The 25,262-nt window shown below is 66.9% G+C and carries 20 protein-coding genes and 2 pseudogenes; 13 read left to right on the top strand and 9 right to left on the bottom strand.

Annotated elements, in window-relative coordinates:
• Positions 1 to 3: 3 nt before the first annotated feature.
• Together moaA and D5041_RS05070 are read right to left on the bottom strand one after the other, a co-directional pair.
• Positions 4 to 1,140, bottom strand: a complete 1,137-nt coding sequence (moaA, locus tag D5041_RS05075) for a GTP 3',8-cyclase MoaA (RefSeq protein ID WP_010101544.1) — start codon at positions 1,138 to 1,140, stop codon at positions 4 to 6.
• A gap of 42 nt (positions 1,141 to 1,182) precedes the next feature.
• Positions 1,183 to 1,626 carry a MarR family winged helix-turn-helix transcriptional regulator gene (locus tag D5041_RS05070; protein ID WP_086009995.1) on the bottom strand — a complete coding sequence of 148 codons (444 nt, stop codon included), beginning with the start codon at positions 1,624 to 1,626 and terminating at the stop codon, positions 1,183 to 1,185.
• A 164-nt stretch (positions 1,627 to 1,790) separates the two neighbouring features.
• On the opposite strand from D5041_RS05070, the gene recA reads away from it, so the two are divergent.
• Both recA and recX read left to right on the top strand, forming a co-directional pair.
• Positions 1,791 to 2,885 (top strand): recombinase RecA, encoded by a 1,095-nt coding sequence (recA, locus tag D5041_RS05065; protein ID WP_265284021.1) that lies wholly within the window; start codon positions 1,791 to 1,793, stop codon positions 2,883 to 2,885.
• 42 nt (positions 2,886 to 2,927) lie between these two features.
• Positions 2,928 to 3,383, top strand: a complete 456-nt coding sequence (gene recX, locus D5041_RS05060) for a recombination regulator RecX (RefSeq protein WP_010101547.1) — start codon at positions 2,928 to 2,930, stop codon at positions 3,381 to 3,383.
• A gap of 23 nt (positions 3,384 to 3,406) precedes the next feature.
• On the opposite strand, the gene argC is transcribed toward recX, so the two are convergent.
• Positions 3,407 to 4,363, bottom strand: a complete 957-nt coding sequence (argC, locus tag D5041_RS05055; protein WP_321162194.1) for an N-acetyl-gamma-glutamyl-phosphate reductase — start codon at positions 4,361 to 4,363, stop codon at positions 3,407 to 3,409.
• Between the two features lie 317 nt (positions 4,364 to 4,680).
• Between argC and D5041_RS05050 the strand changes: the two genes are divergently transcribed.
• From D5041_RS05050 to sucD, 3 genes are all read left to right on the top strand, one after another.
• Positions 4,681 to 5,874 carry an AAA family ATPase gene (locus tag D5041_RS05050; protein ID WP_265258114.1) on the top strand — a complete coding sequence of 398 codons (1,194 nt, stop codon included), beginning with the start codon at positions 4,681 to 4,683 and terminating at the stop codon, positions 5,872 to 5,874.
• A gap of 207 nt (positions 5,875 to 6,081) precedes the next feature.
• Positions 6,082 to 7,242: an ADP-forming succinate--CoA ligase subunit beta gene (gene sucC, locus D5041_RS05045; protein ID WP_010099867.1), complete on the top strand. Its 1,161-nt coding sequence runs from the start codon at positions 6,082 to 6,084 to the stop codon at positions 7,240 to 7,242.
• Positions 7,243 to 7,256: 14 nt separating this feature from the next.
• Positions 7,257 to 8,153, top strand: a complete 897-nt coding sequence (sucD, locus tag D5041_RS05040; RefSeq protein ID WP_265258115.1) for a succinate--CoA ligase subunit alpha — start codon at positions 7,257 to 7,259, stop codon at positions 8,151 to 8,153.
• Between the two features lie 23 nt (positions 8,154 to 8,176).
• On the opposite strand, the gene D5041_RS05035 is transcribed toward sucD, so the two are convergent.
• From D5041_RS05035 to D5041_RS05020, 4 genes are all read right to left on the bottom strand, one after another.
• Positions 8,177 to 9,307, bottom strand: a complete 1,131-nt coding sequence (locus D5041_RS05035) for an acyl-CoA dehydrogenase family protein (RefSeq protein WP_265258116.1) — start codon at positions 9,305 to 9,307, stop codon at positions 8,177 to 8,179.
• A 2-nt stretch (positions 9,308 to 9,309) separates the two neighbouring features.
• Entirely contained in the window at positions 9,310 to 10,503 is a 1,194-nt protein-coding gene (locus D5041_RS05030) for an acetyl-CoA C-acyltransferase (RefSeq protein WP_010099861.1), read from the bottom strand.
• Positions 10,504 to 10,564: 61 nt separating this feature from the next.
• Positions 10,565 to 11,221: a carbonate dehydratase gene (can, locus tag D5041_RS05025; protein WP_265284019.1), complete on the bottom strand. Its 657-nt coding sequence runs from the start codon at positions 11,219 to 11,221 to the stop codon at positions 10,565 to 10,567.
• 31 nt (positions 11,222 to 11,252) lie between these two features.
• A complete protein-coding gene (locus D5041_RS05020) occupies positions 11,253 to 12,446 on the bottom strand; it encodes an isovaleryl-CoA dehydrogenase (RefSeq protein WP_265284018.1) in 1,194 nt (397 codons plus the stop codon).
• A gap of 164 nt (positions 12,447 to 12,610) precedes the next feature.
• Here D5041_RS05020 and D5041_RS05015 point away from each other — a divergent pair, with 164 nt between their 5' ends.
• From D5041_RS05015 to rpoD, 3 genes are all read left to right on the top strand, one after another.
• The gene (locus tag D5041_RS05015) at positions 12,611 to 13,696 is read left to right on the top strand and encodes an MBL fold metallo-hydrolase (protein WP_265284017.1); all 1,086 of its coding nucleotides are present in this window, start codon (positions 12,611 to 12,613) and stop codon (positions 13,694 to 13,696) included.
• Positions 13,697 to 13,763: 67 nt separating this feature from the next.
• Positions 13,764 to 15,743 (top strand): DNA primase, encoded by a 1,980-nt coding sequence (dnaG, locus tag D5041_RS05010; RefSeq protein ID WP_265284016.1) that lies wholly within the window; start codon positions 13,764 to 13,766, stop codon positions 15,741 to 15,743.
• A 277-nt stretch (positions 15,744 to 16,020) separates the two neighbouring features.
• Positions 16,021 to 18,465, top strand: coding sequence for an RNA polymerase sigma factor RpoD (gene rpoD / locus D5041_RS05005; protein ID WP_265284015.1), 2,445 nt, complete (start codon positions 16,021 to 16,023; stop codon positions 18,463 to 18,465).
• 67 nt (positions 18,466 to 18,532) lie between these two features.
• Here rpoD and D5041_RS05000 read toward each other — a convergent pair whose 3' ends face one another.
• Positions 18,533 to 19,597: an ABC transporter ATP-binding protein gene (locus tag D5041_RS05000; RefSeq protein WP_265284014.1), complete on the bottom strand. Its 1,065-nt coding sequence runs from the start codon at positions 19,595 to 19,597 to the stop codon at positions 18,533 to 18,535.
• A 74-nt stretch (positions 19,598 to 19,671) separates the two neighbouring features.
• On the opposite strand from D5041_RS05000, the gene D5041_RS04995 reads away from it, so the two are divergent.
• The 5 genes and pseudogenes from D5041_RS04995 to D5041_RS04975 form a co-directional block, all read left to right on the top strand.
• On the top strand, positions 19,672 to 21,288 hold the full coding sequence (locus D5041_RS04995) for an ABC transporter permease (RefSeq protein WP_265284013.1): 1,617 nt from the start codon (positions 19,672 to 19,674) through the stop codon (positions 21,286 to 21,288).
• 168 nt (positions 21,289 to 21,456) lie between these two features.
• A complete protein-coding gene (locus tag D5041_RS04990) occupies positions 21,457 to 22,002 on the top strand; it encodes a hypothetical protein (RefSeq protein ID WP_265284012.1) in 546 nt (181 codons plus the stop codon).
• An 86-nt stretch (positions 22,003 to 22,088) separates the two neighbouring features.
• A pseudogene (locus D5041_RS04985) lies at positions 22,089 to 22,649 on the top strand (ABC transporter permease); the annotation flags it as partial.
• A 252-nt stretch (positions 22,650 to 22,901) separates the two neighbouring features.
• Positions 22,902 to 23,444: a hypothetical protein gene (locus D5041_RS04980; RefSeq protein ID WP_265284011.1), complete on the top strand. Its 543-nt coding sequence runs from the start codon at positions 22,902 to 22,904 to the stop codon at positions 23,442 to 23,444.
• 71 nt (positions 23,445 to 23,515) lie between these two features.
• Positions 23,516 to 23,731: pseudogene (locus tag D5041_RS04975) on the top strand (iron ABC transporter permease); the annotation flags it as partial.
• 3 nt (positions 23,732 to 23,734) lie between these two features.
• Here the strand turns inward: D5041_RS04975 and D5041_RS04970 are convergent.
• Positions 23,735 to 25,150, bottom strand: coding sequence for an IS701 family transposase (locus D5041_RS04970; protein ID WP_265284010.1), 1,416 nt, complete (start codon positions 25,148 to 25,150; stop codon positions 23,735 to 23,737).
• Between the last annotated feature and the right edge of the window lie 112 nt (positions 25,151 to 25,262).

Here is a 25,262-nt window from a genome sequence, read left to right as displayed (position 1 = left end):
GGGCTACCCGCCGATGTAACTCATCTCCACCCGCCGGGCACCCTGCGAGGCGTCCGCCGGCAGGCTGCTGCGCAGTTCCGAATAGCGGTCCGTGCGCCCTTGCCAGATCGGTGCGATGGCCGAGGCAATCGCTGCGTCGCTGGCGCCGCCGCGCAGCAGCGCGCGCAGATCGTAGCCCTGGGTGGCGAACAGGCACAGGTACAGCCGGCCCTCGGTGGACAGGCGTGCGCGGTTGCAGGCGTGGCAAAAGGGCCGGGTCACGCTGCTGATCACGCCCACTTCGCCGAGTGCCGGGTCGTGCCGGCCTGCGGCGTCGGCGTAGCCCCAGCGCGCGGCGGTCTCTGCGGGGGCGCCGGGCTCGAGCGCGACCAGCGGCAGTTCGGCGCGCAGGCGCTCGATGAGCTCCGCGGACGGCAGCACCTCGTCCATGCGCCAGCCGTTGGTCGCGCCCACGTCCATGTATTCGATGAAGCGCAGCGTGCTGCCCGTGCCGCGAAAGTGGCGCGCCATGGGCAGAACCTCCTGGTCGTTGCTGCCCCGCTTGACCACCATGTTCACCTTCACCTGCGACAGGCCCGCCGCATGGGCGGCCTCGATTCCGTGCAGCACCTGCGCCACCGGAAAGTCCACGTCGTTCATGCGGCGGAACACCGCGTCGTCGAGCGCGTCCAGGCTCACGGTCACGCGCCCGAGCCCCGCGTCTTTCAGCGCCCGGGCCTTGCGCGCGAGCAGCGCGCCGTTCGTGGTGAGCGTCAGCTCGGGCGCCAGACCATCGACCGTGCGCAGCTGGGCCAACTGGGCCACCAGCTCTTCCAGATTCCGGCGCAGCAGGGGCTCGCCCCCCGTCAGGCGGATCTTGCGCACCCCGTGCGCCAGAAAAAGGCGCGCCAGCCGCGTGATCTCTTCAAAGCGCAGCAGCGCGCCGTGGGGCAGGTAGGGGTAGTCCCGGTGGAACACCTCCTTGGGCATGCAGTAGTTGCAACGGAAGTTGCAGCGGTCCGTGACGCTGATGCGCAGGTCGCGCAGCGGGCGGCCCCGGGCGTCTGCCAGCCGGCCCGTCGGCGCCACGGCGTGCGCGGGCACCCGCGCCGCCAAAGCGGCGCTGCGCTGGTCCACCAGAGGGATGACATGCCCGGTCATGGTGTGATTCTGCCGCATGGCCCCGGATGCAGGGGGCCAGGCTCAACCCGGGACGCTGCCCGCATCCCCTGCGGCGTAGACCTCCAGCCCCAGCGCCACCACGGTCGCCACTTCGGCGCCCACCTCGGCGCGGAATTCGGCCTGCGCCTGCGCCACTGCGTCGTGAAAGGCCTGCAACCAGGCATGCCCCGTGGCAGTGAAGCGCACCTGGCGCGCCCGGGAATCGAGCGGATCGGCCGTGCGCACGACCAGCCCCCAGGCCTCGCACTGGTCCACGAGATTCGCCATGGCCTGCTTGGTCATTCCCGCGCGCCGGGCGAGATCCGTGAGCCGGTCGCCCTGGAATGCGAGGTGGCGGGTGATGTGCACATGGGCCGCGCCCACCTGGTCGCGCGCCGCAAGATTGGACAGCGCGAGCGGCAGTTCCACGTTGCGCGCCATCAGTTGCAGCACCCGGGCGTCGAAGCGGCGCAGGGCATGCCCCATGAGGCGGCCCAGGTGGGTCTGGCGCCAGCGGTCGTCGGGCAGGGCGGAATCGGGCACGGCGTATTGTCATCCAAACTGACTAAAAAATGGCTTAGCCAGAAGCAATCTCCCGCATAAACTGCTGCCCAGCCTATCCCGTTTGTTGTTTTTCAAGGAGTTTTCCCATGGACGTTGCAGTCAAAAGCACCCTTCCCGCGCTGCCCGTGAACACCGAAAAGGCCAAGGCGCTCGCGGCTGCGCTGGCCCAGATCGAGAAGCAGTTCGGCAAGGGAACGATCATGCGCCTGGGCGAGGGCGAGGTGATCGAGGACATACAGGTCGTCTCCACCGGCTCGCTGGGCCTGGACATCGCCCTGGGCGTCGGCGGCCTGCCCCGCGGCCGGGTGATCGAAATCTACGGCCCGGAATCCTCGGGCAAGACCACGCTCACGCTGCAGGTGATTGCCGAAATGCAAAAGCAGGGCGGCACCTGCGCGTTCGTCGACGCAGAGCACGCCCTGGACGTGCAGTACGCCCAGAAGCTGGGCGTACAACTGTCCGACCTGCTGATCAGCCAGCCGGACACCGGCGAGCAGGCGCTGGAGATCGTCGACAGCCTGGTGCGCTCCGGCGCCGTGGACCTGATCGTGGTGGACTCGGTGGCAGCGCTCACGCCCAAGGCCGAAATCGAAGGCGAAATGGGCGAGTCCCTGCCCGGCCTGCAGGCCCGCCTGATGAGCCAGGCGCTGCGCAAGCTCACCGCCACGATCAAGAAGGCGAATTGCATGGTCGTTTTCATCAACCAGATCCGCATGAAGATCGGCGTGATGTACGGCAGCCCCGAAACCACCACCGGCGGCAACGCGCTCAAGTTCTACGCCTCGGTGCGCCTCGACATCCGCCGCACCGGCACGATCAAGCGGGGCGACGAAGCCATCGGCAACGAGACCAAGGTCAAGGTGGTCAAGAACAAGGTGAGCCCCCCGTTCAAAACCGCCGAGTTCGACATTCTGTTCGGCGAAGGCATCAGCCGCGAGGGCGAGATCATCGACATGGGCGTGACCGCCAAGATCGTGGAAAAGTCCGGCGCCTGGTACGCCTACAACGGCGAGAAGATCGGCCAGGGCCGCGACAACGTGCGCGAATTCCTGCGCGAGAACACGGGGCTCGCCCGCGAGATCGAGAACAAGGTGCGCGAGAGCCTGGGCATCGTGCTGCAAGCCGCACCGGCCAGCGCCGCCGCACCGGCCGCCACCGCCCCGGCCCCGGCAAAGAAGTGAGCGCCCGCGCAACCCATTCGTAGCCATTCCGCAGCCAGTTCCATGGGACCGGGACCGCTCTCGCTCAGGGGCCGTGCGCTGCGGCTGCTGAGCCAGCGGGAGCACGCGCGCGCCGAGTTGCAGCGCAAGCTCGCGCCCCATGCGCGCGCGGACGAAGACCTGAACGCCGTGCTCGATGCGCTCGAAGCCCAGGGCTTCATCAGCCAGGAACGGAGCGTCGAATCGGTGCTGCAACGCCGCGCAGGCCGCATGGGGGCTGCACGCATCCGGCAGGAACTCCAGGCCAAGGGGCTGCCCCCCGAAGCCGTGCAGCAGGCCGTGGCCCAGTTGCAGGGCAGCGAACTCGAACGCGCCGGCGCGGTGTGGCGCCGCAAGTTTGGCGCGCCCGCCACCGACGCGCAGTCCCGCGCCAAGCAGATGCGCTTTCTCATGGCGCGGGGATTCTCAGGCGACGTGGCGCGGCGCGTGCTGCGGGACGCGGGCACGCAGGAGGAATGATCCGCCGCGCCCGGGGCGGCGCGTCACGCGGACGAAGGATTGCTGCCCTCCAGACCCAGCATCAGCCGCAGGTTCTGCACGGCAGCGCCGCTCGCGCCCTTGCCCAGATTGTCCAGGCGCGCGAGCAACACGGCGTGGCGCTGTTCCTCGTTGGCGAACACGCGCAACTCCATCTGGTTGCTGTCGTTCAGCGCCGTGGCGTCGAGCTTTCCGTCCGCGCTCGGCGCCAGCACGCGGACCCACTGCGCGGGCGTGTTGCTCCTGGCGTAGTGCGCCGTCAGCGCGTCGTGCAGATCGGCGGCCCGGGGTGCGCCGGGCAGCAGATCGAGGTGCAGCGGCAACTGCACCAGCATGCCCTGGCAGAAGTTGCCCACGCAGGGCACGAAGATGGGACGGCGCGTGAGACCGCTGTAGCGCATGATCTCCGGCAGATGCTTGTGCTGCAGCGTGAGCGCGTAGGCCTCGAACGGCGGCGCTGCGCCCTGCTCGTAGGCTTCGATCATGCTGCGCCCGCCCCCTGAATACCCGCTGACCGAGGACAGCGCGAGCGGGAAGTCCCGGGGCAGCAGCCCGGCGTCGATCAGCGGGCGCAGCAGCGCAATGGCCCCGGTGGCGTGGCAACCGGGGTTGGCCACCCGCCGGGCGGCGGCCACGGCCTCGCGCTGGCCGGCGGCAAGCTCGGGAAAACCAAACACCCAGCCGGGTGCCGTGCGGTGCGCGGTGCTCGCATCGATCACCCGCAGCGTGCGGCCATCGCTGCGCTCGATCGCATCGACCAGGGCCACCGTCTCGCGCGCCGCGTCGTCGTGCAGGCAGAGCACCACCAGATCCACCCCGGCGATCAGGTCGCGCTTGGCGGCGGGGTCCTTGCGCAGTTGCGGTGCAACGCTGACCAGTTCAATCTGCGCCATGGCCTGCAAGCGCTCGCGGATCTGCAGGCCCGTGGTGCCGGCTTCGCCATCGATAAAGACTCTGGGCATCGGATGCTCCTGCAAGAAAAGCCGCAGTGCCCGCCCGAAAGGGGGATGGGCCGGGGCCGGGGCACCAGGACGGCGCGGCGGCGCGTCGATGATGCGTTGCACGCATGATACAGATATCCCATGGCCCCCAAGGCAGAGCCTGGTGACGGCACTTAATTTCGTAACCTCAGAGCAACTTTTTTGACTTATGTCACATTCAATTTGCTTCGCAATTACGGTATGCTCCACATCTTCGTCGATTCCTTTTCTGCACTCTTCCATCTGTTTCGCGCTTGCGCCAGTCTGGGTCGTAGTTGTGCCGAGCCTCCGAGGGCGCCATGAAATCACCGATTTTTCTGAACCGCGTACTTCTGCGCAACTACAAGAGCATCGCCGATTGCGATGTGCGCTTGGGCCCCCTGACCTATTTGGTGGGGGCCAATGGGGCCGGGAAAAGCAACTTTCTGGACGCATTGCAGCTGGTGCGCGACGCATTGTCCATCTCCTTGGACAACGCGCTCAATACGCGGGGCGGGCTGACCGAGGTGCGCAGGCGCTCCAGCGGCCATGGCCGAGGGCGTCCAACGAATGTGGGCATTCGACTCGACTTCACGCTCGATGGCGCAATACCCGGCCACTACGCCTTCGACGTGGCTGCGCTCGCCGGCTATGGCTATGCGGTGCAGACGGAGGAATGCGCGGTCGATGCCGCGTACTTTCGCGTCGAGCGCGGCGTGCTTCGCTCCAGCACGGAGCCCGCATTCCCTGCGGTCACGCCGGACCGGCTGGCCTTGGTGGGCGCTTCCGGCATGGCGGCTTTTCGACCCGTTTTCGATGCGCTGACATCCATGGGTTTTTACAACCTGAATCCCAAATCGATGCGGGAACCGCAAAACCCGCAGGACGGCCGGCTGCTCAAGCCGGGAGGGGAGAACATCGCGAGCGTGTTGGGGCAACTTCAGCGGGAAGCACCAGAGCGCATGGCGGAAATCCGGAATCACCTGAAAACCGTGGCGCCCATGGTGCATGGTGTCGAGCGAAAACAGATCGGTCCGTTTGAAACGCTGGAGTTTCGTCAGGAGATGGCTGGCACCAAGCATCTCTTTCCGGCGCAGAACATGTCTGACGGAACGCTGCGTGCCCTGGGCGTTTTGACGGCCTTGTTCCAGGGCAGCCGGAATGAAACCCCGCTGCTGATCGGCATCGAGGAGCCGGAGACCGCGCTCCACCCCGCGACCAGTGCTGCACTGCGCGAAGCCTTGGCCAAGGCTTCCGAGCAAAGGCAAATCATTGTGACAAGCCATAGCCCCGATTTGCTCGACTCCCCGGACATCACGGCGGATCAATTGCTGACCGTCGTGTCGCAAGACGGAAAGACGCGGATGGCGCCGTTGGACCAGGCATCGCGATCGGCCATGCGCGATCAATTGTTCTCCGCCGGAGAACTGCTGCGCCTGAACCAATTGGATCCCGACATCACGCTCCTGGACACCCAGCGCCATTCCCCCCTGTTCGAAGGTGCGCTGCCATGATCCCGTCATCGGTGGACTGCGGCACGCCGGGCGCCGCAGCACCGCCGGACCCGTCTGCACGGTAAAGCACTCCATTGACCCTTGCGCAACGCCAATGCTGCGTTGCAGCATGGTACAGTCGCCGGCTACCCCTGTTCCAGGCCTGCGGCCCAACCACTGCCGTACATGCCCAACGGGTGGACACCCCCCTTTCCTGCGAGAGACCCCATGAAGATTCACGAATACCAAGGCAAGGAAATCTTGCGTAATTTTGGTGTGCCCGTTCCGCGCGGTATCCCCGCGTTCACGGTGCAGGAAGCCGTGGAAGCGGCCCAGAAGCTCGGCGGCCCGGTGTGGGTCGTGAAAGCGCAGATCCACGCCGGCGGCCGGGGCAAGGGCGGCGGCGTGAAACTGGCAAAGAGCATCGACGAGGTCAGGCGCCTGGCCGGCGAAATCCTGGGCATGCAGCTCAAAACGCACCAGACCGGCCCCGAAGGCCAGAAGGTGCGCCGCCTGTATATCGAGGACGGCGCCGACATCGGCAAGGAATACTACGTTTCGATCGTGACCGACCGCGCCACGCAAGCGCTGGCCTTCATCGCGTCGAGCGAAGGCGGCATGGACATTGAAGAAGTGGCCCACAGCAGCCCCGAAAAGATCATCACGGAATTTGTCGACCCGCTGACGGGCCTCGGTGCCGAGCAGGCGCGCAAAATCGCCGCCGGCATCGGCCTGCCCGCCGAATCCCAGGCCCAGGCCGTGGACATTTTCCAGAAGCTCTACCGGTGCTACATGGACACCGACGCGTCGCTGCTGGAAATCAACCCGCTCAACCGCGACAGCCAGAACCAGTTGACCGCGCTCGACGCGAAGTTCAACTTTGACGCGAACGCGCTGTTTCGCCACCCCGAGATCGTGGCCTACCGCGACCTGGACGAGGAAGACCCGGCCGAGGTGGAAGCCTCGAAGTTCGACCTGGCCTACATCAGCCTGGACGGCAACATCGGCTGCCTGGTCAACGGCGCGGGCCTGGCCATGGCGACCATGGACACCATCAAGCTGTTTGGCGGCGCGCCCGCGAATTTCCTGGACGTGGGCGGCGGCGCAACGGCCGAGAAGGTGACCGAGGCCTTCAAGATCATGCTGCGCAACCCCAAGGTCAAGGGCATTTTGGTGAACATCTTCGGCGGCATCATGAAATGCGACACCATCGCCAGCGGCGTGATCACCGCCTGCCGGGCCGTGAATCTGTCCGTTCCGCTGGTCGTGCGCATGAAGGGCACGAACGAAGCGCTGGGCAAGCAGCTGCTGGCCGAATCGGGCCTGCCCATCATCGCCGCGGACACCATGGCCGAAGCCGCGACCCGCATCGTTGCCGCCGTCAAGTAAGCCCGGAGAACAATATGTCGATCTACATCAACCAGAACACCCGGGTCATCACCCAGGGAATCACGGGCAAGACGGGCCAGTTCCACACCGAAAAATGCCAGGAATACGCGAACGGCCGCAAGGCCTTCGTCGCCGGCGTGCACCCCAGAAAGGCCGGCGAGTCGATCTTCGGCATCCCGATTTACGCCAGCGTCCAGGATGCCGTGGCGCAGACCGGCGCCACCGTGTCGGTGATCTACGTGCCGCCGGCAGGCGCTGCCGCAGCCATCTGGGAGGCCGTCGAGGCGAATCTGGACCTGGTCGTCTGCATCACCGAAGGCATTCCCGTGCGCGACATGCTCGAAGTGCGCAACCGGATGCGGGCCAAGGAAGCCGCAGGCGGCAAGAAGACCCTGTTGCTGGGCCCCAACTGCCCCGGCCTGATCACGCCCGACGAGATCAAGATCGGCATCATGCCCGGCCACATCCACCGCAAGGGCCGCATCGGCGTGGTCAGCCGATCGGGGACGCTGACCTACGAGGCCGTGGCCATGCTGACCGAGGCGGGTCTGGGCCAGTCAAGCGCCGTGGGCATTGGCGGCGATCCGATCAACGGCCTCAAGCACATCGACGTCATGCAGGCCTTCAACGCCGACCCGGACACCGACGCCGTGATCATGATCGGCGAAATCGGCGGCCCGGACGAGGCCGACGCCGCCCGCTGGTGCAAGGCGCACATGCAAAAGCCCGTGGTCGGCTTTATCGCCGGCGTCACGGCCCCGCCCGGCAAGCGCATGGGCCACGCCGGCGCGCTGATCTCCGGCGGCGCCGACACGGCCGACGCCAAGCTCGCGATCATGGAAGAGTCGGGCTTCATCATCACGCGCAACCCCTCGGAACTGGGGCAGTTGCTCAAGGCGCAGCTGAAGTAAGAGCGCTTTGCGGGGACGGTGCGTCAGGCGAGCGCGCGCTGGATGATGATTTTCTGCACGTCGCTCGTGCCTTCGTAGATCTGGCACACGCGCACGTCGCGGTAGATGCGCTCGAGCGGAAAGTCGTTCAGCACGCCGTAGCCGCCCAGCGTCTGTATGGCGGCGCTGCACACGCGCTCGGCCATTTCGCTGGCAAAGAGCTTGGCCATGGCGGCTTCTTTGAGGCAGGGGCGGCCCGCGTCGCGCAGCGCGGCGGCGTGCCAGACGAGTTGGCGCGCCGCTTCGATCTGCGTGGCGCAGTCGGCCAGGCGAAAGCCCACGGCCTGGTGCCTGAGGATGGCGCTGCCGAAGCTCTCGCGCTCCCCGGCGTAGGCCAGCGCCGCGTCGAACGCGCTGCGCGCCATGCCCACACTTTGGGCGGCGATGCCGATGCGCCCGCCCTCGAGCGCGCCCAGGGCGATGCCGTAGCCCTCGCCCTCTGCGCCGATGCGGTTCTCGGCCGGGACGCGGCAGTTGTCGAAATGGATCTGCGCGGTGTCGCTGCTGCGCTGGCCGAGCTTGTCTTCGAGCCGCGCGACCCCGTAGCCGGGGCTGCGGGTGGGCACCAGGAAGGCGCTCATGCCCTTCTTGCCCGCGCCCTTGTCGGTAACGGCAATGACGATGGCCAAGTCGCCGTTCTTGCCGCTGGTGACGAATTGCTTGACGCCGTTGATCACGTAGTCCCCGCCCTGGCGCACGGCCGTGGTGCGCAGGGCCGACGCGTCGGAGCCCGCCTGTGGCTCGGTCAGGCAGAAGGCGCCGAGCATCGCGCCGCACGCCAGCGGGGTGAGCCAGTCGCGCTTTTGCCGGGCGCTGCCGTGGCGCAGCAAGATGGCGTTCACGGGGCAGTTGGTCACGCTGATGGCGGTGCTGGTGCCCCCGTCGCCGGCGGCTATTTCTTCGAGCACCAGCGCCAGCGTGAGGTGGTCCAGTTGGGCGCCGCCGAACTCCTCGGGAACGCAGACGCCGTAGGCGCCCAGTGCGGCCAGGCCCTGGTGCGCTTGCCGGGGGAAATGGTGTTCCCTGTCCCAGCGCGCGGCGTGGGGCCAGAGCTGTTCCCGGGCGAAGTCGCGCACCGCGGCGCGGATCATTTCCTGGTCCTGGCTCAGCAGCATGCTCAGAGCATTTCCAGCGCCACGGCCGTGGCCTCGCCGCCGCCGATGCACAGCGTGGCCAGGCCCCGGCTGAGGCCGCGTGCCGCGAGGGCATGGATCAGCGTGACCAGGATGCGCGCGCCGCTCGCGCCGATGGGGTGACCCAGTGCGCAGGCGCCGCCGTTCACGTTGACCCGGTCGTGCGGCAGATCGAGTTCCTTCATCAGCGCCATGGGAACCACGGCGAAGGCCTCGTTGATTTCCCACAGCTGCACCGCGTGCGCGCTCCAGCCGGCCTTGGCCAGCGCCTTGCGCGTGGCGCCCAGCGGGGCGGTGGTAAACCATTCGGGCGCTTGCGCGTGCGTGGCGTGGCCCGCGATGCGCGCCAGCGGCTTGCAGCCGAACTTTTGCGCGCCGGATGCGCGCATCAGCACCAGCGCCGCAGCGCCGTCGTTGATGCTCGAGCTCGACGCGGCGGTGATGCTGCCGTCCTTTTTGAACGCGGGCTTGAGCGTGGTGATTTTTTCGATCCGGACCTTGCCCGGGCCTTCGTCGATCGATACCAGCGTCTCGCCCGAGCGGCCCTCGACCGCCACGGGGACGATCTCGGCCGCGAACGCACCCGACTCGGTGGCGGCCCTGGCGCGCTGCACGCTGGCCGTGGCAAAGGCGTCCTGCTGCGCGCGGCTGAACTGGTATTTGGCAGCGCAGTCTTCGCCAAAGCTGCCCATGGAGCGGCCCGCCTGGTAAGCGTCTTCCAGGCCGTCGAGCATCAAGTGGTCGAAGACGCGGTCGTGGCCCAGGCGGTAGCCGCCACGGCCCTTTTGCAGCAGGTAGGGCGCGCGGCTCATGCTCTCCATTCCGCCGGCGACCATGACCTCGTGCGTTCCGGCGAGCAGCATGTCGTGCGCGAGCATCGCGGCCTTCATTCCCGAGCCGCACATCTTGCTCAGCGTGACCGCGCCCGTTGCCTGGGGCAGGCCGCCCTTGAACGCCGCCTGGCGCGCGGGCGCCTGGCCCTGGCCCGCCATCAGGCAGTTGCCCAGCAGCACCTCGCCGACAGCGTCGGGCGCAACGCCGGCGCGCGCAACCGCGGCCCGGATGGCCGCGCCCCCGAGGTCATGCGCGGCCAGGCTGGAGAAATCGCCCTGCAACGCCCCCATGGGGGTGCGCGCAGCGCCGACGATGACGATGGGATCGCTATGGGTTGCAGACATGGGTCCCCCTGTGGATGTTCCGATTCTTGCAAGGAGTATGCGCCCGGGGCCGCGCCCGCACTCATCTCTTGGCGGCAGCGACGCCGGCGATGGCCGCCCTGTGGAGCGCGTCCAGCCCTTCGGCGCCGTCCACGGTCATGCGCAGATCGTTGATGAGGCCATCCTTCAAGCCATAGCACCAGCCGTGCAGCCAGACCTTCTGGCCGCGCTCCCAGGCGTCGCGCACCACGGTGGTCTGCGCCAGGTTGAGCACCTGCTCGATGGCGTTGAGTTCGCACAGCACGTCGTAGCGCCACTCGGGGGCGATGGACGCAATCAACCCGCGGTGCCGGTCGCGCACGTCCTGCACGTGGCGGATCCAGTTGTCGGCCAGGCCGACCCGGGCGCCGTCCAGCGCGGCCCGCACGCCGCCGCACCCGTAGTGGCCGACCACCATGATGTGTTCGACGTGCAGTTGGTCGACCGCGTACTGGATGGTCGACAGACAGTTCAGGTCGCTCGGAACCACGACGTTGGCCACGTTGCGGTGCACGAAGACCTCGCCCGGCTCCAGGCCCGTGATCTGGTTCGCCGGAACGCGGCTGTCCGAGCAGCCGATCCACATGTAGCCGGGCTTTTGCTGCGCCAGCAGGCTGGTGAAGAAACCCGGCCGCTCGCGCTCCATCCGGGCCGCCCACGCGCGGTTGTGCACGAACAAGTCTTCGATCGATGCGGGCATGGCGCTGGGGGTATGGGGGCGAGCAAGGAACTCAGCAGGTTTCGGAAAACAGCTCGCGGCCGATCAGCATGCGGCGGATTTCGCTGGTTCCGGCGCCGATCTCGTACAGCTTGGCGTCACGCCACAGACGGCCCAGCGGGTAATCGTTGGTATAGCCATTGCCGCCATGGATCTGCAGGCCCTCGCCGGCCATCCAGGTCGCTCTTTCGGCGCACCACAGGATCACGCTGGCGCAGTCCTTGCGTAGTCGGCGCGCATGCTGCGCGCTGCCGGGCAGGTCCAGATTCTTGGCGACGGTGTAGGCAAACGAGCGCCCCGCCTGCAGCGCGGTATACATGTCTGCGACCTTGCCCTGGATGAGCTGGAATTCGCCGATGCTCTGGCCGAACTGCTTGCGCTCGTGGATGTAGGGAAGCACGTTGTCCATGACGGACTGCATGATTCCCAGCGGGCCGCCCGTGAGCACCGCGCGCTCGTAGTCCAGGCCGCTCATGAGCACCTTGGTGCCCTGGTTCAGGCCGCCGAGCACATTCGCTGCGGGCACTTCGACGGCGTCGAACACCAGTTCGCCCGTGGGGCTGCCGCGCATTCCCAGCTTGTCGAGCCTTTGCGCGACGCGAAAGCCGGGCATTCCCTTTTCGATCAGAAACGCCGTGACGCCGTGGGCGCCCATTCCGGGATCGGTCCTGGCGTACACCACCAGCGTGTCGGCATCCGGGCCGTTGGTGATCCACATCTTGCTGCCATTGAGCAGGTAGTAGCCACCCTTGTCCTCGGCCCTGAGCTGCATGCCGATCACGTCGGAGCCGGCACCGGACTCGCTCATCGCCAACGCCCCCACCTGCTCCCCGCTGATCAGCCCGGGCAGGTACTTGCGCTTTTGCTCCACGCTGCCATTGCGCTGGATCTGGTTCACGCACAGGTTGCTGTGCGCGCCGTAGGACAGGCCCACGGCGGCGCTGGCACGCGAGATTTCCTCCATTGCCACCATGTGCGCCAGATAGCCCATGGCGGCGCCGCCGTATTCCTCGGGCACCGTGATTCCCAGCAGGCCCAGCGCGCCCATCTTGCGCCAGAGGTCCATCGGGAACTGGTCGCTGCGGTCGATGTCCGCCGCACGCGCGGCGATTTCGGCCTGCGCGAAATCGCGCACGGCGTCGCGCAACGCGTCGATGTCTGCGCCCAGTTGGAAGTCCAGGCCGACAAGGCCCGCGGGAATGCCCATGAATATCTCCCAAAAATAAAGCAAGGCGGTGTGTTCCGCCCTGGACATCAGTGTGACAATTTCGTGACCGGGGGACCCCATACAATGCATCAAGCAGCCTGCCGCCCGACTGACTCCTCTCTGTCAACGCCGATGCTAATCCATTGCCCCATCACCCCATTGCCATGAATCCACCCGAACACCCGATCCACTATCCCCTCGGCGACACCCTGCCTGCACAGGGCGCGACCCTGGAGGTCGCATCCGGAATCCGGTGGATCCGCATGGGGATGCCCTTTTTGTTCGACCATATCAACCTGTGGTTGCTGCGCGACCGGCAGCCGGACACCGCGGGCAACATGCGCGACGGCTGGACCGTGATCGACTGCTGCATCGACAACACGGCAAGCCGTGCACAGTGGGAGCAAGTCTTTGCCAACAGCCTGGAGGGGCTGCCCATTCTCCGGGTGATCGTGACCCACATGCATCCGGACCACATCGGTCTGGCGCATTGGCTGTGCACGCGTTGGCAGGCAGACCTCTGGATCAGCACCACCGACTACTGTGCAGCAAAGATTGGCATCCATGAGCGCGACGGATTCGATGGCCCGGCGAGCGCGAATTTCTATGCCCTGCACGGCGCGCAGGACGAGGAATTCCTGGACCATGTACGGGGACACGGTTCCTTCTACCGGAGCCTGGTTCCGGCGCTGCCTGCGCACTTTCACCGGCTCATGGACGCAGACCGTATCGAGATCGGGGGACGGATTTGGCGCTGCATCAGCGGCTACGGGCATGCGCCCGAGCACATCTCGCTGTACAGCGCCGATTTGTCGATTCTCGTCAGCGGGGACATGGTCCTGCCACGCATTTCGACCAACGTCAGCGTGCATGCCCTGGAGCCGCAAGCCGACGCGCTGCGGATCTTCCTGGCATCGCTGCAGCGGTACCTGGAACTGCCCCCCGAGACCCTGGTGCTGCCCGCGCACGGCAAACCCTTTACCGGCCTGCACGCGCGCATCGGGCAGCTCCAAGAGCTCCATCGCGACCGCTTGCGCGAAATCATCGACGCGTCCTCCGCAGGACGCCCACTGTCCGCCGCCGACGTCATGCCCATTTTGTTCAAGCGCAAGCTCGACACGCACCAGATGAGTTTTGCCATGGGCGAGGCTTTGGCGCATCTGCACTTGCTGTGGTACGACGGCCAGTTGCAGAGGTCTCTGGACACGCAGGGCGTGCACCGATTCCACCAGCGCAGGGCGCCGGCTTGACCACCGGTCTTGCCGGCGCGTGACGGCGGCTGCCGGCCCAAAACGGTTTGCGCAGACAATAGGCGGCGTGACGATCCCCCAGTCTTTCATTCAGGAACTGCTCACCCGCGTGGACTTGGTCGACATCGTGGGCCGCCACGTAGTCCTGAAGAAGGGCGGGGCCAATTTCATGGGGCTGTGCCCCTTCCACGGGGAAAAATCGCCTTCGTTCAGCGTCAGCCCCGCGAAGCAGTTCTACCACTGCTTTGGCTGCGGCAAGAACGGCAATGCCATCGGCTTTCTGATGGAGCATGCGGGAATGGGTTTCGTCGATGCGGTGCAGGACCTGGCCCGGCAAGTGGGCCTGCAGGTGCCCGACGACGGACTCCTCTCGCCGCAGGACAGGGAACGCGCCGACACCATCCGCCGCAGGCAGGCCACGCTCAGCGAGGTGCTGGAGAAGGCCGCCGAGGCCTACCGCAGCCAACTGCACACGTCCCCGCGCGCCATGGCGTATTTCAAGGGCCGGGGCGTCTCCGACGCCGTGGCCGAGCGCTACGGCCTGGGCTACGCGCCCGAAGGCTGGCGCAGCCTGGCCAGCGTGTTTGCGCAGTACGACGACCCGCTGCTCGAAGAAAGCGGGCTGGTCATCGTGCAAGACGAAGGCGGCAAGCGCTACGACCGGTTTCGCGACCGCGTGATGTTCCCCATCCGCAACGTCAAGGGCGAATGCATGGGCTTTGGCGGCCGCGTGCTCGGCGAGGACAAGCCCAAGTACCTGAACTCGCCGGAAACCCCGGTGTTCCACAAGGGGCGCGAGCTGTACGGCCTGTTCGAGGCCCGCACCGCCATCCGCGAGCAGGGCTACGCCCTCGTGGCCGAGGGCTATATGGACGTGGTGGCGCTGGCGCAGCTGGGTTTTCCGAACGCGGTGGCCACGCTGGGCACGGCCTGCACGCCCGAGCATGTGCAAAAACTGCTGCGCTTTACCGAGTCCGTGGTGTTCAGCTTCGACGGCGACGCCGCGGGCCGGCGCGCGGCGCGCAAGGCGCTCGACGCCGCGCTGCCCCACGCCGGCGACACGCGCAGCATCAAATTCCTGTTCCTGCCCGCCGAGCACGACCCGGACAGCTTCATCCGCGCCCACGGCACGCAGGCCTTCGCCCGGCACGTGGACGAGGCCGTGCCGCTGAGCCGGTTCCTGGTCGATGCGGCGAGCGCGGGCTGCGACCTGGGCAGCGCCGAGGGCCGCGCGCACATGGCGAGCAACGCCCGCCCGCTGTGGAGCGCGCTGCCCGACGGGGTGCTCCGGCGCCAGTTGCTCAGCGAGCTGGCCCAGCTGGCCCAGCTGAACGCGCGGGATCTGGCGGACATCTGGACCCCGGCGGGAGCGCACCCTGCGCAGGCGGGCGGCCCGCCACGCATGCATCTCCCGCAGGAAGACGCGCCTCCGTGGGCCAACCTGCCGACGCCGGAAAACTGGCAGCACGGGGCCGCCGACAGCGGCCATGGCCGGTACGCGGCGCAGACGGGGTCCGGCCTGCGCAAGGGCGCAAACTGGCCAGGCGGCAGTTGGAAGAAACGGGACGCCGTGCGCTGGCCCCCCCAGCCCCGGTTGCCGCGCACCCCGCCGGCAAGCCGCGTGGACCACGCGGCGCGTCTGCTGCTCTCGCACATGGATTTTCTGGAAGACCTGACGCACGACGACCACGCCATCCTGTGCGCCCAGCCTGCGCCGCACGGGCCGCTGTTCGCCTGGCTGGAGGAGCAGTTCCATGAGCTCGGCCCCCTGGCCTGGGCGGTGTTGCGCGAGAGCCTGCGCGAGCACGAATGCGAGGCGCTGGCGCACAAGGTAATGACCGGCGCGCACGCGCAGACCGAGGGCGACCTGCAGGAACTCAGGCTGGAGCTGCGCGACCTGCTCAACCGCATGCAGATCGAAGACATCAAGGAACAGCAAAAGCTGCTGGTGCTGCAAGCGCAGCAGGACCCGAGTGTCCTGGAGCGCTACCGCGCCCTGGAACAAAGGCGCAACGCCTTGCTGAGCGCAGCGGCCAAGACCGCTTGATGAAACGGATGAAACGCGCATTCAAGGCACACAAGATATAATGCGGGGTTTTCCGTCGGCAAGAGCGACAGCAGCACCTCCGAGCCGGGCCACCGCCGCGCACAAGCACCGCCCACCCATCGCAAGGACTGCACACCAAATGATCGCCCGGACATCTTGCCGGCCCGCCCCCGTGGCGCGAAGACCGTGCAGCTTCGCGCTGCCACCCGCGCCCGACCCCGTGGCGCCGGTTTCCGTTCTCGTCCGTCCCCATCCGTTTTGATTCTGAGGTTTCTTCATGCCCGCTCAAAAGTCTGCGAAGTCCCCCAAGTCTGCGCCAGACGGCGCCGCAAAGGCCGCTCCCGCCCCGGCCGCAGAAACAAAGCCCGCGCCCGCAGCCGGGAAGGCCAAGACCCCGCCTGCGAAAACGAAAAGCCCTGCCGACCCGGCAAAGGCTGCGAAGAAGACTGCCGATAAAGCGGCAGCAAAAAAGCCGCCTGCCCCCGCCAAGGTCAAGGTCAAGGTGCAGGCCAAGGCAGCCGCCCGTCCTGCCGAGCCGGCAAAGGAGCCGGCAAAGCCTGCTGCAAAGGCCGTCGCCGAATTGCCCAAGAAGCCCGCTGCGAGCAGCGCCAAGGCCAAGGCCAAGACCACCAAGACCAAGGCACCCGCCAGCAAGGCGCCGGCCAAAACTCCGGCCAAAACCTCTGCCAAGAACGCCCCCCCGCCAAAGGCTGCCGACGACACGGACCTGTCCGACGTCGAGGCCGACCTGGAAGGCGAGGTCGAGGAAACCCCCGGGGTGGCGGCCGCGGTCGAGAAGGCCAAGCCGCTGCGCATGAAGATCAGCAAGGCCAAGGAGCGCGCCCTGATGAAGGAATTCGGCCTGGACGAAACCGTCCTGTCCGAGGAAGACCTGGCCCGGCGCCGTTCGCGCCTGAAGACCCTGATCAAGCTGGGCAAGACGCGCGGCTACCTCACGCACGTCGAAATCTCCGACCACCTGCCCGACAAGCTGGTCGATGCCGAAACGCTCGAAGCCGTCATCACCACGCTCAATGACCTGGGCGTGGCCGTGTACGAGCAAACGCCCGACGCCGAGACGCTGATCATCACCGAAAACGCCCCCACCGGCGCCAGCGAGGAGGAGGCCGAGGAGGCCGCCGAAGCGGCGCTGTCCACCGTGGACAGCGAATTTGGCCGCACCACCGACCCGGTGCGCATGTACATGCGCGAAATGGGCACCGTGGAACTGCTGACGCGCGAAGGCGAAATCGAGATCGCCAAGCGCATCGAAGGCGGCCTCATGGCGATGATGGAGGCGATCAGCGCGTCTCCCGCGACCATCGCCGACATCCTGAACATGGGCGAGGAAATCCGCGCCGGCAAGGTCGTCATCTCGACCATCGTTGACGGCTTCTCCAACCCCAACGAGGCCGACGACTACGTGGCCGAAGAAGACTTCGACGAGTTCGACGAAGCCGACGACGACGACGGCAAGGGCGGCTCCAAGGCGCTGACGAAAAAGCTCGAAGAACTCAAGAAACAGGCGCTCGAGCGCTTCGACAAACTGCGCCAACTGTTTGAGAAAGTGCACAAGGTCTACGACAAGGAAGGCTACGGCACGTCGGCCTACGTCAGAGCCCAGCAAGCCCTGTCGGCCGAGCTGATGACCATCCGCTTTACCGCCAAAACCATCGAAAAGCTGTGCGACATGGTGCGCGGCCAAGTTGACGACGTGCGCAAGAAGGAGCGCGAGCTGCGCCGCATCATCGTGGACAAATGCGGCATGCCCCAGGAGACCTTCGTCAAGGAGTTCCCGCCCAACCTGCTGAACCTCCAGTGGATAGAAAAGCAGGCCGGCGCCGGCAAGCCCTGGAGCACCGTGATGGCGCGCAACGTCCCGCCCGTGCAGGAACTCCAGCAAAAGCTGATGGACCTGCAGTCGCGCGTGGTGGTGCCGCTGACCGAGCTCAAGGACATCAACAAGCGCATGAACGAGGGCGAGGCGACCTCGCGCGATGCGAAGAAGGAGATGATCGAGGCCAACCTGCGCCTGGTGATCTCGATCGCCAAAAAGTACACCAACCGCGGCCTGCAATTCCTCGACCTGATCCAGGAAGGCAACATCGGACTGATGAAGGCCGTGGACAAGTTCGAATACCGCCGCGGCTACAAATTCTCGACCTACGCCACGTGGTGGATCCGCCAAGCCATCACGCGCTCGATCGCCGACCAGGCGCGCACCATCCGCATCCCGGTGCACATGATCGAGACCATCAACAAGATGAACCGCATCAGCCGCCAGCATTTGCAGGAGTTCGGCTTCGAGCCCGACGCGTCGCTGCTCGCGGCCAAGATGGAGATCCCCGAGGACAAGATCCGCAAGATCATGAAGATCGCCAAGGAGCCGATCTCCATGGAAACACCGATCGGCGACGACGACGACAGCCACCTGGGCGATTTCATCGAAGACGGCGCGAACACCGCCCCGATAGAGGCCGCGATGCAGGCCGGCCTGCGCGACGTGGTCAAGGACATCCTCGACGGCCTGACGCCGCGCGAAGCCAAGGTACTGCGCATGCGCTTCGGCATCGAGATGACCAGCGACCACACGCTGGAAGAAGTGGGCAAGCAGTTTGACGTGACGCGCGAACGCATCCGCCAGATCGAGGCCAAGGCCCTGCGCAAGCTCAAGCACCCCAGCCGCTCGGACAAGCTGCGCAGCTTCATCGACTCGCTGTAGCCCGCTCCTTCGATCCGTTCCGAATGGCCGCAGCGCCCGGGCGACGGGATCGGGATCGATCCCGCTCTCAGGCCCGCGCAAAGGTCAGCACATGGTCCGGCTGCGCGCGGATGCCGATCCACTCGCCCACCGCGTGCCCGTGGTGGCTGGGCACGTGCGCCAGCAGGGTGTGGCCGCTGGCCAGGCGCAAGGTGTACAAAAACGCCGCGCCGCGGAACGCCTTGCGCACGATCTGCGCCTGCACCGGCGCATGCGCGTCGTGCACGACGTCGTCCGCGCGCAGCAGCACGTCGCATTCACCGCCGGGGTAGCCGCAGGGCGGCGGGCACGCGTGCAGGGTGCCCAGTTCGCCCAGCGGCGTTTGCGCCACCACGCGGCCGCCGCGCTGCACCAGCGTCGCGGGGGAGAACACGCCGTGCCCGATGAAGTCGGCGACAAAGCGCGTGGCCGGACGGTGGTACAGCGTGCAGGCATCGTCCCACTGGTGCAGACGGCCCTCGTGCAGCACGCCGATCCTGTCGCCCATGGCAAACGCCTCGAACTGGTCGTGCGTCACGAACAGCGCCGTCGCCCCGGCCGCCTTGAGAATCGCGCGTAGCTCGTGCGCCAGGCGCTCGCGCAGGTCCGCGTCGAGGCTGGAAAACGGCTCATCCAGCAGCATGAGCCGTGGGCCCGGTGCGAGCGCGCGCGCCAGCGCCACGCGCTGCTGCTGCCCGCCCGAGAGCTCATGCGCAAAGCGGTTCTCGCTGCCGGCCAGCCCCACCAGTTGCAGCATTTCGGCGACGCGCGCGGCCTGCCTGGCGCGCGGCAGCCGATGAATGCCGAAAGCGACGTTGCGCCCCACGCTCAGGTGGGGGAACAGCGCATGCTCCTGAAACACCATGCCGACGCGCCGGTGCTCGGGCGCAACGCTCAGCGCGGCGCTGCCGACCACGCTGCCGCCGAGCCGGATCTCGCCGCGGAACACGGGATCGAGCCCCGCCACGGCACGCAGCAAGGTGGTCTTGCCGCAGCCCGAGGGACCGATCAGCACCCCGACCTCGCCCGCCCGCAGGCCCAGCGTGACCGCCTGCAGCGCAGCCCGCGTGCGGCCCGCATGGCGCACTTCGAGGTCGGATATCTCCAGAAACATGCCCCGATTCTAGGCAGGCGCGAATCCATAGAATTCGCATTTGCATTCCCGCCGCCCCCGCCGAGATCCCCGCCTTGCGCCGCACGCCCTTTGCCCTTCGCAACGTCCCCCTGATCCTGTGCGCGGGTTTTCTGGCCCTGCCCGTGCTCGCGCTGCTGGCCTCCTGGCTGCCCGTGGGGCCGGGCAGCGCGCAGGCCGGCGCCATCTTGCGCGAGATGGCCGCCACCGTGCTGCCCGGCTACCTGTGGACCACCCTGTGGCTGGGCCTGCTGGTCGCGCTGGGCACGGCGCTGGTGGGCAGCGCCACGGCCGTGGCCGTGAGCATGTTCGACTTTCCTGGGCGCCGCAGCTTTGAATGGCTGTTGCTGCTGCCGCTGGCCATGCCCGCCTACGTCACGGCGTATGTGTACACCGACTTCCTGCAATTCAGCGGCCCGCTGCAAACCGGGCTGCGCGACGCCCTGGGCCTGCAGGGCCGGCTGCTGCCCGAGGTGCGCAGCCTGGGCGGCGCGGTGTGGGTATTCGTTTCTACGCTCTACCCGTACGTGTACCTGCTCGCGCGCACGGCGCTGGGCGCGCACGCGACGCAACCCATGGAGGCTGCGCGCCTGCTCGGCGCAGCGCTGCCGCGCCGCATCCGCACCGTCGCCCTGCCGCTGGCGCGCCCTGCGGTGGCCGCGGGCGTCGCCCTGGTGCTGATGGAAACCCTGGCCGACTTTGGCGTGGCCAGCTACTTTGGCATGCAGACCGTCAGCACGGGGATCTACAAGGCCTGGCTGTCCATGGACAACCGCCTGGCGGCGGCGCAGCTGGCCACCCTGCTGCTCGCCGTGGTGCTGGCGCTGCTGCACGTGGAGCGCCGCGCGCAAGAGCGCATGCGCTTTGCCAGCGGCAGCCACCGCGCGGCGCAGGCCCAGCCGCTGGCGCTGCACGGAGCGCAGCGCTGGGCGGCCTGGGCGGTCTGCGCGCTGCCGGTGGTCATGGGCTTCGTTGCGCCCGTGGCCTGCATGCTGCGGCCGCTGGCTGCGGACTGGTCCGTGCTGCCCTGGGAGCGCTTCATGCACTGGGCTTGGAACAGCCTACGCCTGAGCGGCATCACGGCACTGCTGGCCGTGGCCATCGCGCTCGCGCTCGCGCTGGCCCTGCGCCGCCGGCCGGACGCCGTAACGCGCGGCGTGCTGCAACTGGCAAGCATGGGCTACGCCGTGCCGGGCACCGTCATCGTGGTCGGGCTGCTGCTGCCCGTGGGCTGGTTGCAGGCCGCGCTGCCGCAGTGGGGACTCGGCGCGCTGGTCACGACCACGGCCCTGGGCATCGTCTGGGCCTATCTGGTGCGCTTTAGCGCGGTCGCCCTGCAGTCCATACAAAGCGGTTATGCCCGCATTCCGCTCAGCCTGGACGATTCCGCCCGCCTGCTGGGCAGCAGCGGCTACGGACTCATGGCCCGCGTGCACTGGCCGCTGCTCAAACGCTCCAGCGCCGCAGCCGCCTTGCTGGTATTTGTGGACGCCATGAAGGAACTGCCCGCGACCATGGTGCTGCGCCCCTTCGACAGCGACACCCTGGCCGTCGTCGCCTACCAGTTGGCACGCGATGAACGCCTGGGCGAAGCCGCGCTGCCGTCGCTGGCGCTGGTGGCCGTGGGGCTGGCTCCGGTGCTGCTATTGAGCCGCGCGTTGCGTGGTCGGTGAGGTGGTGACGCACTGCTTGCCTGCTCTGCCGCCTGTTTCGGGACCTGTCATGACGGGGACAAAAGTCAGCATTGGCGTCGGCTGGCACCGTCAGAATGGCGCAGGTGCGGCGAAATCGCCGCACCCTCGTACCCGGAATGGTTAGCAAAAAACATACGAAACGACCGCATGATTCCCACAGCATTCTCGCTTTTTGCCCTGCGTGAACTCCCTTTCACGCGCGCTGATTTCCCCCGCTGGCAATCGGTACTGGCGATCTCCCTTATCGGCGTGCTGGCGGGCCTGGACCCGAGCCTTCGCGCCGTGGTCCAGCCGCTGTGGCTGGCCGTGTTCGTGGGGCAGGCCCTCGCTTGGCCGTGGTTCCTGGTCATCGTGGCCATGCTGCGCTGGTGGATGAAGCGCGGTGGCCGTTGGGACGGAAATGGCGATCTGTTCAACCTGGTGGCCGCCTCCTGGTTGGTGGCCGACACCCTGAGCACGGGCTTGGCGGCGCTGGGTGTGTCGCCACTCCTGATCCTGCCCTTATGGCTGTATTCGATATGGGTCACGGGCAATGCCTTGGCGGGCGCCATCCCGAAAGCCAGCCTGGGCTACAGCATCGCGGGCATTGTCATTGGGCTGGCGCTTGCCTTTGTGGCTTCAGTCTTGGTGGTCTCTGTCGTGAGTGTGGTCATGGCCATGATGGGCTTGGTCCCCGGTGAGGCAGGCACATGAGCATGGCGCCCAAGTCTGTGTGGACTTGTGGGCTGGTGTGTTCTGCTGTTTGCTGCGCTGGCTCGGGCTGACTGCACCTGGACGGCATCGCGGCGCTGCTGGCCCTTGCCCTGCGCCGCCGGCCGGATGCCGTGACGCGCGCGGCGTGCTGCAATTGGTGAGCATGGGCTACGCCCCGTGCCGAGCGCCGTGATCGTGGTCGGGCTGCTGCTGCCCGTGGGCTGGTTGCAGGCGGCGCTTCCGCAGTGGGGGCTGCGGCACGCGTTGATCACGACCACGGCCCTGGGCATCGTCTGGGCCTATCTGGTGCACTTTTGCGCGTCGCCCTGCAGTCCATACAAAGCGGTTATGCCCGCATCTCGCCCGCCTGCCGGGCAGCGGCGGCTGCGGACTCATGGCCCGCGTGCACTGGCCGCTGCTCAAACGCTCCAGCGCCGCAGCCGCCTTGCTGGTGTTTATGGACGCAATGAAGGAACTGCCCGCGACCATGGTGCTGCGCCCCTTCGACAGCGACACCCTGACCGTCGTCGCCTACCAGTTGGCGCGCGATGAACGCCTGGACGAAGCGGCGCTGCCGTCGCTGGCGCTGGTGGCCGTGGGGCTGGCTCCGGTGCTGCTATTGCAGTCGCGCGCTACGTAGTCGGTGAGCTGTGGCGGGGTGCGCGCCCCTTGCGCCCCTTGCGCCCCGGGTCTGGGCAGCAAGCAAGGCAATACCCAGCCTGCGTTGATATGGGTAGCGCACTGCTTGCCTGCTCTGCCGCCTGTTTCGGGACCTGTCACATGACTGGGAAAAAAGTCACCATTGTCGTCGGCTGGCACCGTCAGAATGGCGCAGGTGCAGCGAGATCGTCGCACCCTCGTACCCGGAATGGCTAGCAAAAAACATACGAAACGACCGCATGATTCCCACAGCATTCTCGCTTTTTGCCCTGCGTGAACTCCCTTTCTCGCGCTCTGATTTCCCCCGCTGGCAATCGGTACTGGGAATCTCCTTCGTCGGCGTGCTGACGGGCCTGGACCCGAGCCTTCGCGCCCAGTCGCTGTGGCTGGCCGTGTTCATGGGGCTGACCATCCTCTGGGGGTGGTTCCTGATCACCGTGGCCATGCTGCGCTGGTGGATGAAGCGCGGCGGCCGTTGGGACGGGCATGGCGATCTGTTCAACCTGGTGGCCGCATCCTGGTTGGTAGTCGACACCCTGAGCTCGAGCTTGACGGCGCTGGGTGTGTCGCCACTCCTGTCCCTGCCGCCCTTATGTCTGTATTCGATATGGGTCACGGGCAATGCCTTGGCGGGCGCCATCCCGAAAGCCAGTCTGGGCTACAGCATCGCGGGCGTTGTCATTGGGCTGGTGCCTGCCTTTGTGGCTTCAGGCTTGCTGGTCTTCGTAGCGGGTGTGGTCATGGCCGTGATGGGCTTGGTCCCCGGTGGGGCAGGCGCATGAGCATGGCGCCCAAGTCTGGGTGGACTTGTGGGTTGGTGTGTTCTGCTGTTTGCTGCGCTGGCTCGGGCTGACTGCACCTGGACGGCATCGCGGCGCTGCTGGCCGTGGCCATCGCGCTGGCCCTGCGCCGCCGGCCGGACGCCGTGACGCGCAGCGTGCTGCAATTGACGAGCATGGGCTACGCCCCCGTGCCGGGCACCGTGATCGTGGTCGGGCTGCTGCCCGTGGGCTGGTTGCAGGCGGCGTTGCCGCAGTGGGGGCTGGTCAAGACTACAGCCCTGGGCCTATTCTTACTGTGTCACAAACGAATTCTTGCGTTTACGCGCAGGCAGCATGGGCAGCGCGGCAGCGTCCTGAGCAAGGCTGCGGCGATACGCAGCCGCAAAGTTGTGATCGACGATCGGACGTGGCGCTGCGTGCGCGGGGCTGCCGCGAGGCTTGTAATGCGTGGGTAGGGCAGGTTCTTCGCTTCGTGCAGAGTTTTTTTTACCCCCACCTTCCGGCTGGCGCAGCTGCTGCGCCATCAAAAAACCGTAGGCAGCGATGGCCAAGCTGGCGTGGTGGTGAAAGCCCCTCCAATTGCGCCCTTCGTAGTGGCCCAGACCCAGGTCTTGCTTGAGGTCCTGGTAGTCGCGCTCAATGCGCCAGCGCATCTTGGCCTCAAACACCATGCGCTCCAGTGTGATGTTCTCTGCCAGCGTGGACAGCCAGTATTTCATTGGCTCTTCATGGCCTTCGGGCCATTCGATGAGCAGCCACTCTTGCGCTCGCTGCTCTGTGCGCAGGTGCTCGCGGTGGGCCGCATGCACGCGCACTCGCGCAAAACGCGAACGCAATGTGAAGTTCGTCCCCTCACGCCACTCGATGCTTTGCCATTGGGTCGGCTCCAACCCCAACGCCACTTCCTTCACGGACAGCGGTCGCTCGTGCCTGGCATCGCCCAAACGCTGGCGGGTGGCCACCACGCCGCGGCCACTGCGCGGCCGCGGCGCCAGCGGGGCATGCCCCGGCGGCCACACCGTCACCTGCCCCGTCACGCCCACCACGTAAGTCAGGCCCATCGCCGTCAGGCCCTCACGAAATGCGGTGACCACCCCGTAGCCTGCATCGGCCAGCACGGTGTGCTTTGGCGCGCCTTGCTCCACCAAGTGCTCGATCTGCGCCTGCGCGATCTGCCACTTGGTGGCGAACGACACATTTTCGGGCACACCGGCCTTCTCGCGCCGCGCCATGTCATCGGCCCATTGCTGGGGCAGGTACAACTGCCAGGCCGTGGGCAGGCTGCCCGCCAAGCAAGCCAGACTGACGCTGACGGCCACTTGGCAGTTGTCCTGCTTACCCAGCATGCCGCAGTACTGTCGGGCCACTCCCACCGAGTGCTCGCCCTGTTTGGGAAAGCCGGTGTCGTCCACGATCCACCAGCCTCCATCTCCAAAGTCCATCGCTGGCACGACCCATTGCGCAACGCGCCGCAGCATCTCTTCGTCCGACCATGACGACTGGGCCACGAAGTGGTGCAGCGACTGGTGACGCGAGCGAGTGGCCTGCGGCGCCAAGTGTGCGGCCATCGGCTCCACGCTCTTGCGCGCAAGCGGCGCCATCAGGCCGATGCAATACCCGCGCAACCCGGCTTGCCGGTCCGCATGGCCCAGTCCGCCTCCCAAATGCTCAAGGTAGCGTTCAAACTCTTGCAGTTCGTCTTTCAAGGCTCATCTCCTGTGTGAAGATTCTCTCATAATTCCTTGATTTTACTAACACAGTAAAACTAGTGACGCCCAGCGTCAATCAAACACCACCGTAGTCATTGCGCGCGGCAAT

Origin of the sequence: Verminephrobacter aporrectodeae subsp. tuberculatae (genome assembly GCF_026127385.1) — a bacterium.
Lineage (GTDB): Bacteria > Pseudomonadota > Gammaproteobacteria > Burkholderiales > Burkholderiaceae_C > Acidovorax > Acidovorax aporrectodeae.
The sequence above is the reverse complement of the archived record's forward strand: the minus strand, read 5'-3'. Positions and strand labels throughout refer to the sequence as shown.

Bases quoted from the DNA above. Each gene is read 5' to 3' on its own strand.
- moaA (WP_010101544.1), bottom strand. From the start codon at position 1,140: ATGACCGGGCATGTCATCCCTCTGGTGGACCAGCGCAGCGCCGCTTTG.
- D5041_RS05070 (WP_086009995.1), bottom strand. From the start codon at position 1,626: ATGGGGCATGCCCTGCGCCGCTTCGACGCCCGGGTGCTGCAACTGATG.
- recA (WP_265284021.1), top strand. From the start codon at position 1,791: ATGGACGTTGCAGTCAAAAGCACCCTTCCCGCGCTGCCCGTGAACACC.
- recX (WP_010101547.1), top strand. From the start codon at position 2,928: ATGGGACCGGGACCGCTCTCGCTCAGGGGCCGTGCGCTGCGGCTGCTG.
- argC (WP_321162194.1), bottom strand. From the start codon at position 4,363: ATGCCCAGAGTCTTTATCGATGGCGAAGCCGGCACCACGGGCCTGCAG.
- D5041_RS05050 (WP_265258114.1), top strand. From the start codon at position 4,681: ATGAAATCACCGATTTTTCTGAACCGCGTACTTCTGCGCAACTACAAG.
- sucC (WP_010099867.1), top strand. From the start codon at position 6,082: ATGAAGATTCACGAATACCAAGGCAAGGAAATCTTGCGTAATTTTGGT.
- sucD (WP_265258115.1), top strand. From the start codon at position 7,257: ATGTCGATCTACATCAACCAGAACACCCGGGTCATCACCCAGGGAATC.
- D5041_RS05035 (WP_265258116.1), bottom strand. From the start codon at position 9,307: ATGCTGCTGAGCCAGGACCAGGAAATGATCCGCGCCGCGGTGCGCGAC.
- D5041_RS05030 (WP_010099861.1), bottom strand. From the start codon at position 10,503: ATGTCTGCAACCCATAGCGATCCCATCGTCATCGTCGGCGCTGCGCGC.
- can (WP_265284019.1), bottom strand. From the start codon at position 11,221: ATGCCCGCATCGATCGAAGACTTGTTCGTGCACAACCGCGCGTGGGCG.
- D5041_RS05020 (WP_265284018.1), bottom strand. From the start codon at position 12,446: ATGGGCATTCCCGCGGGCCTTGTCGGCCTGGACTTCCAACTGGGCGCA.
- D5041_RS05015 (WP_265284017.1), top strand. From the start codon at position 12,611: ATGAATCCACCCGAACACCCGATCCACTATCCCCTCGGCGACACCCTG.
- rpoD (WP_265284015.1), top strand. From the start codon at position 16,021: ATGCCCGCTCAAAAGTCTGCGAAGTCCCCCAAGTCTGCGCCAGACGGC.
- D5041_RS05000 (WP_265284014.1), bottom strand. From the start codon at position 19,597: ATGTTTCTGGAGATATCCGACCTCGAAGTGCGCCATGCGGGCCGCACG.
- D5041_RS04990 (WP_265284012.1), top strand. From the start codon at position 21,457: ATGATTCCCACAGCATTCTCGCTTTTTGCCCTGCGTGAACTCCCTTTC.
- D5041_RS04980 (WP_265284011.1), top strand. From the start codon at position 22,902: ATGATTCCCACAGCATTCTCGCTTTTTGCCCTGCGTGAACTCCCTTTC.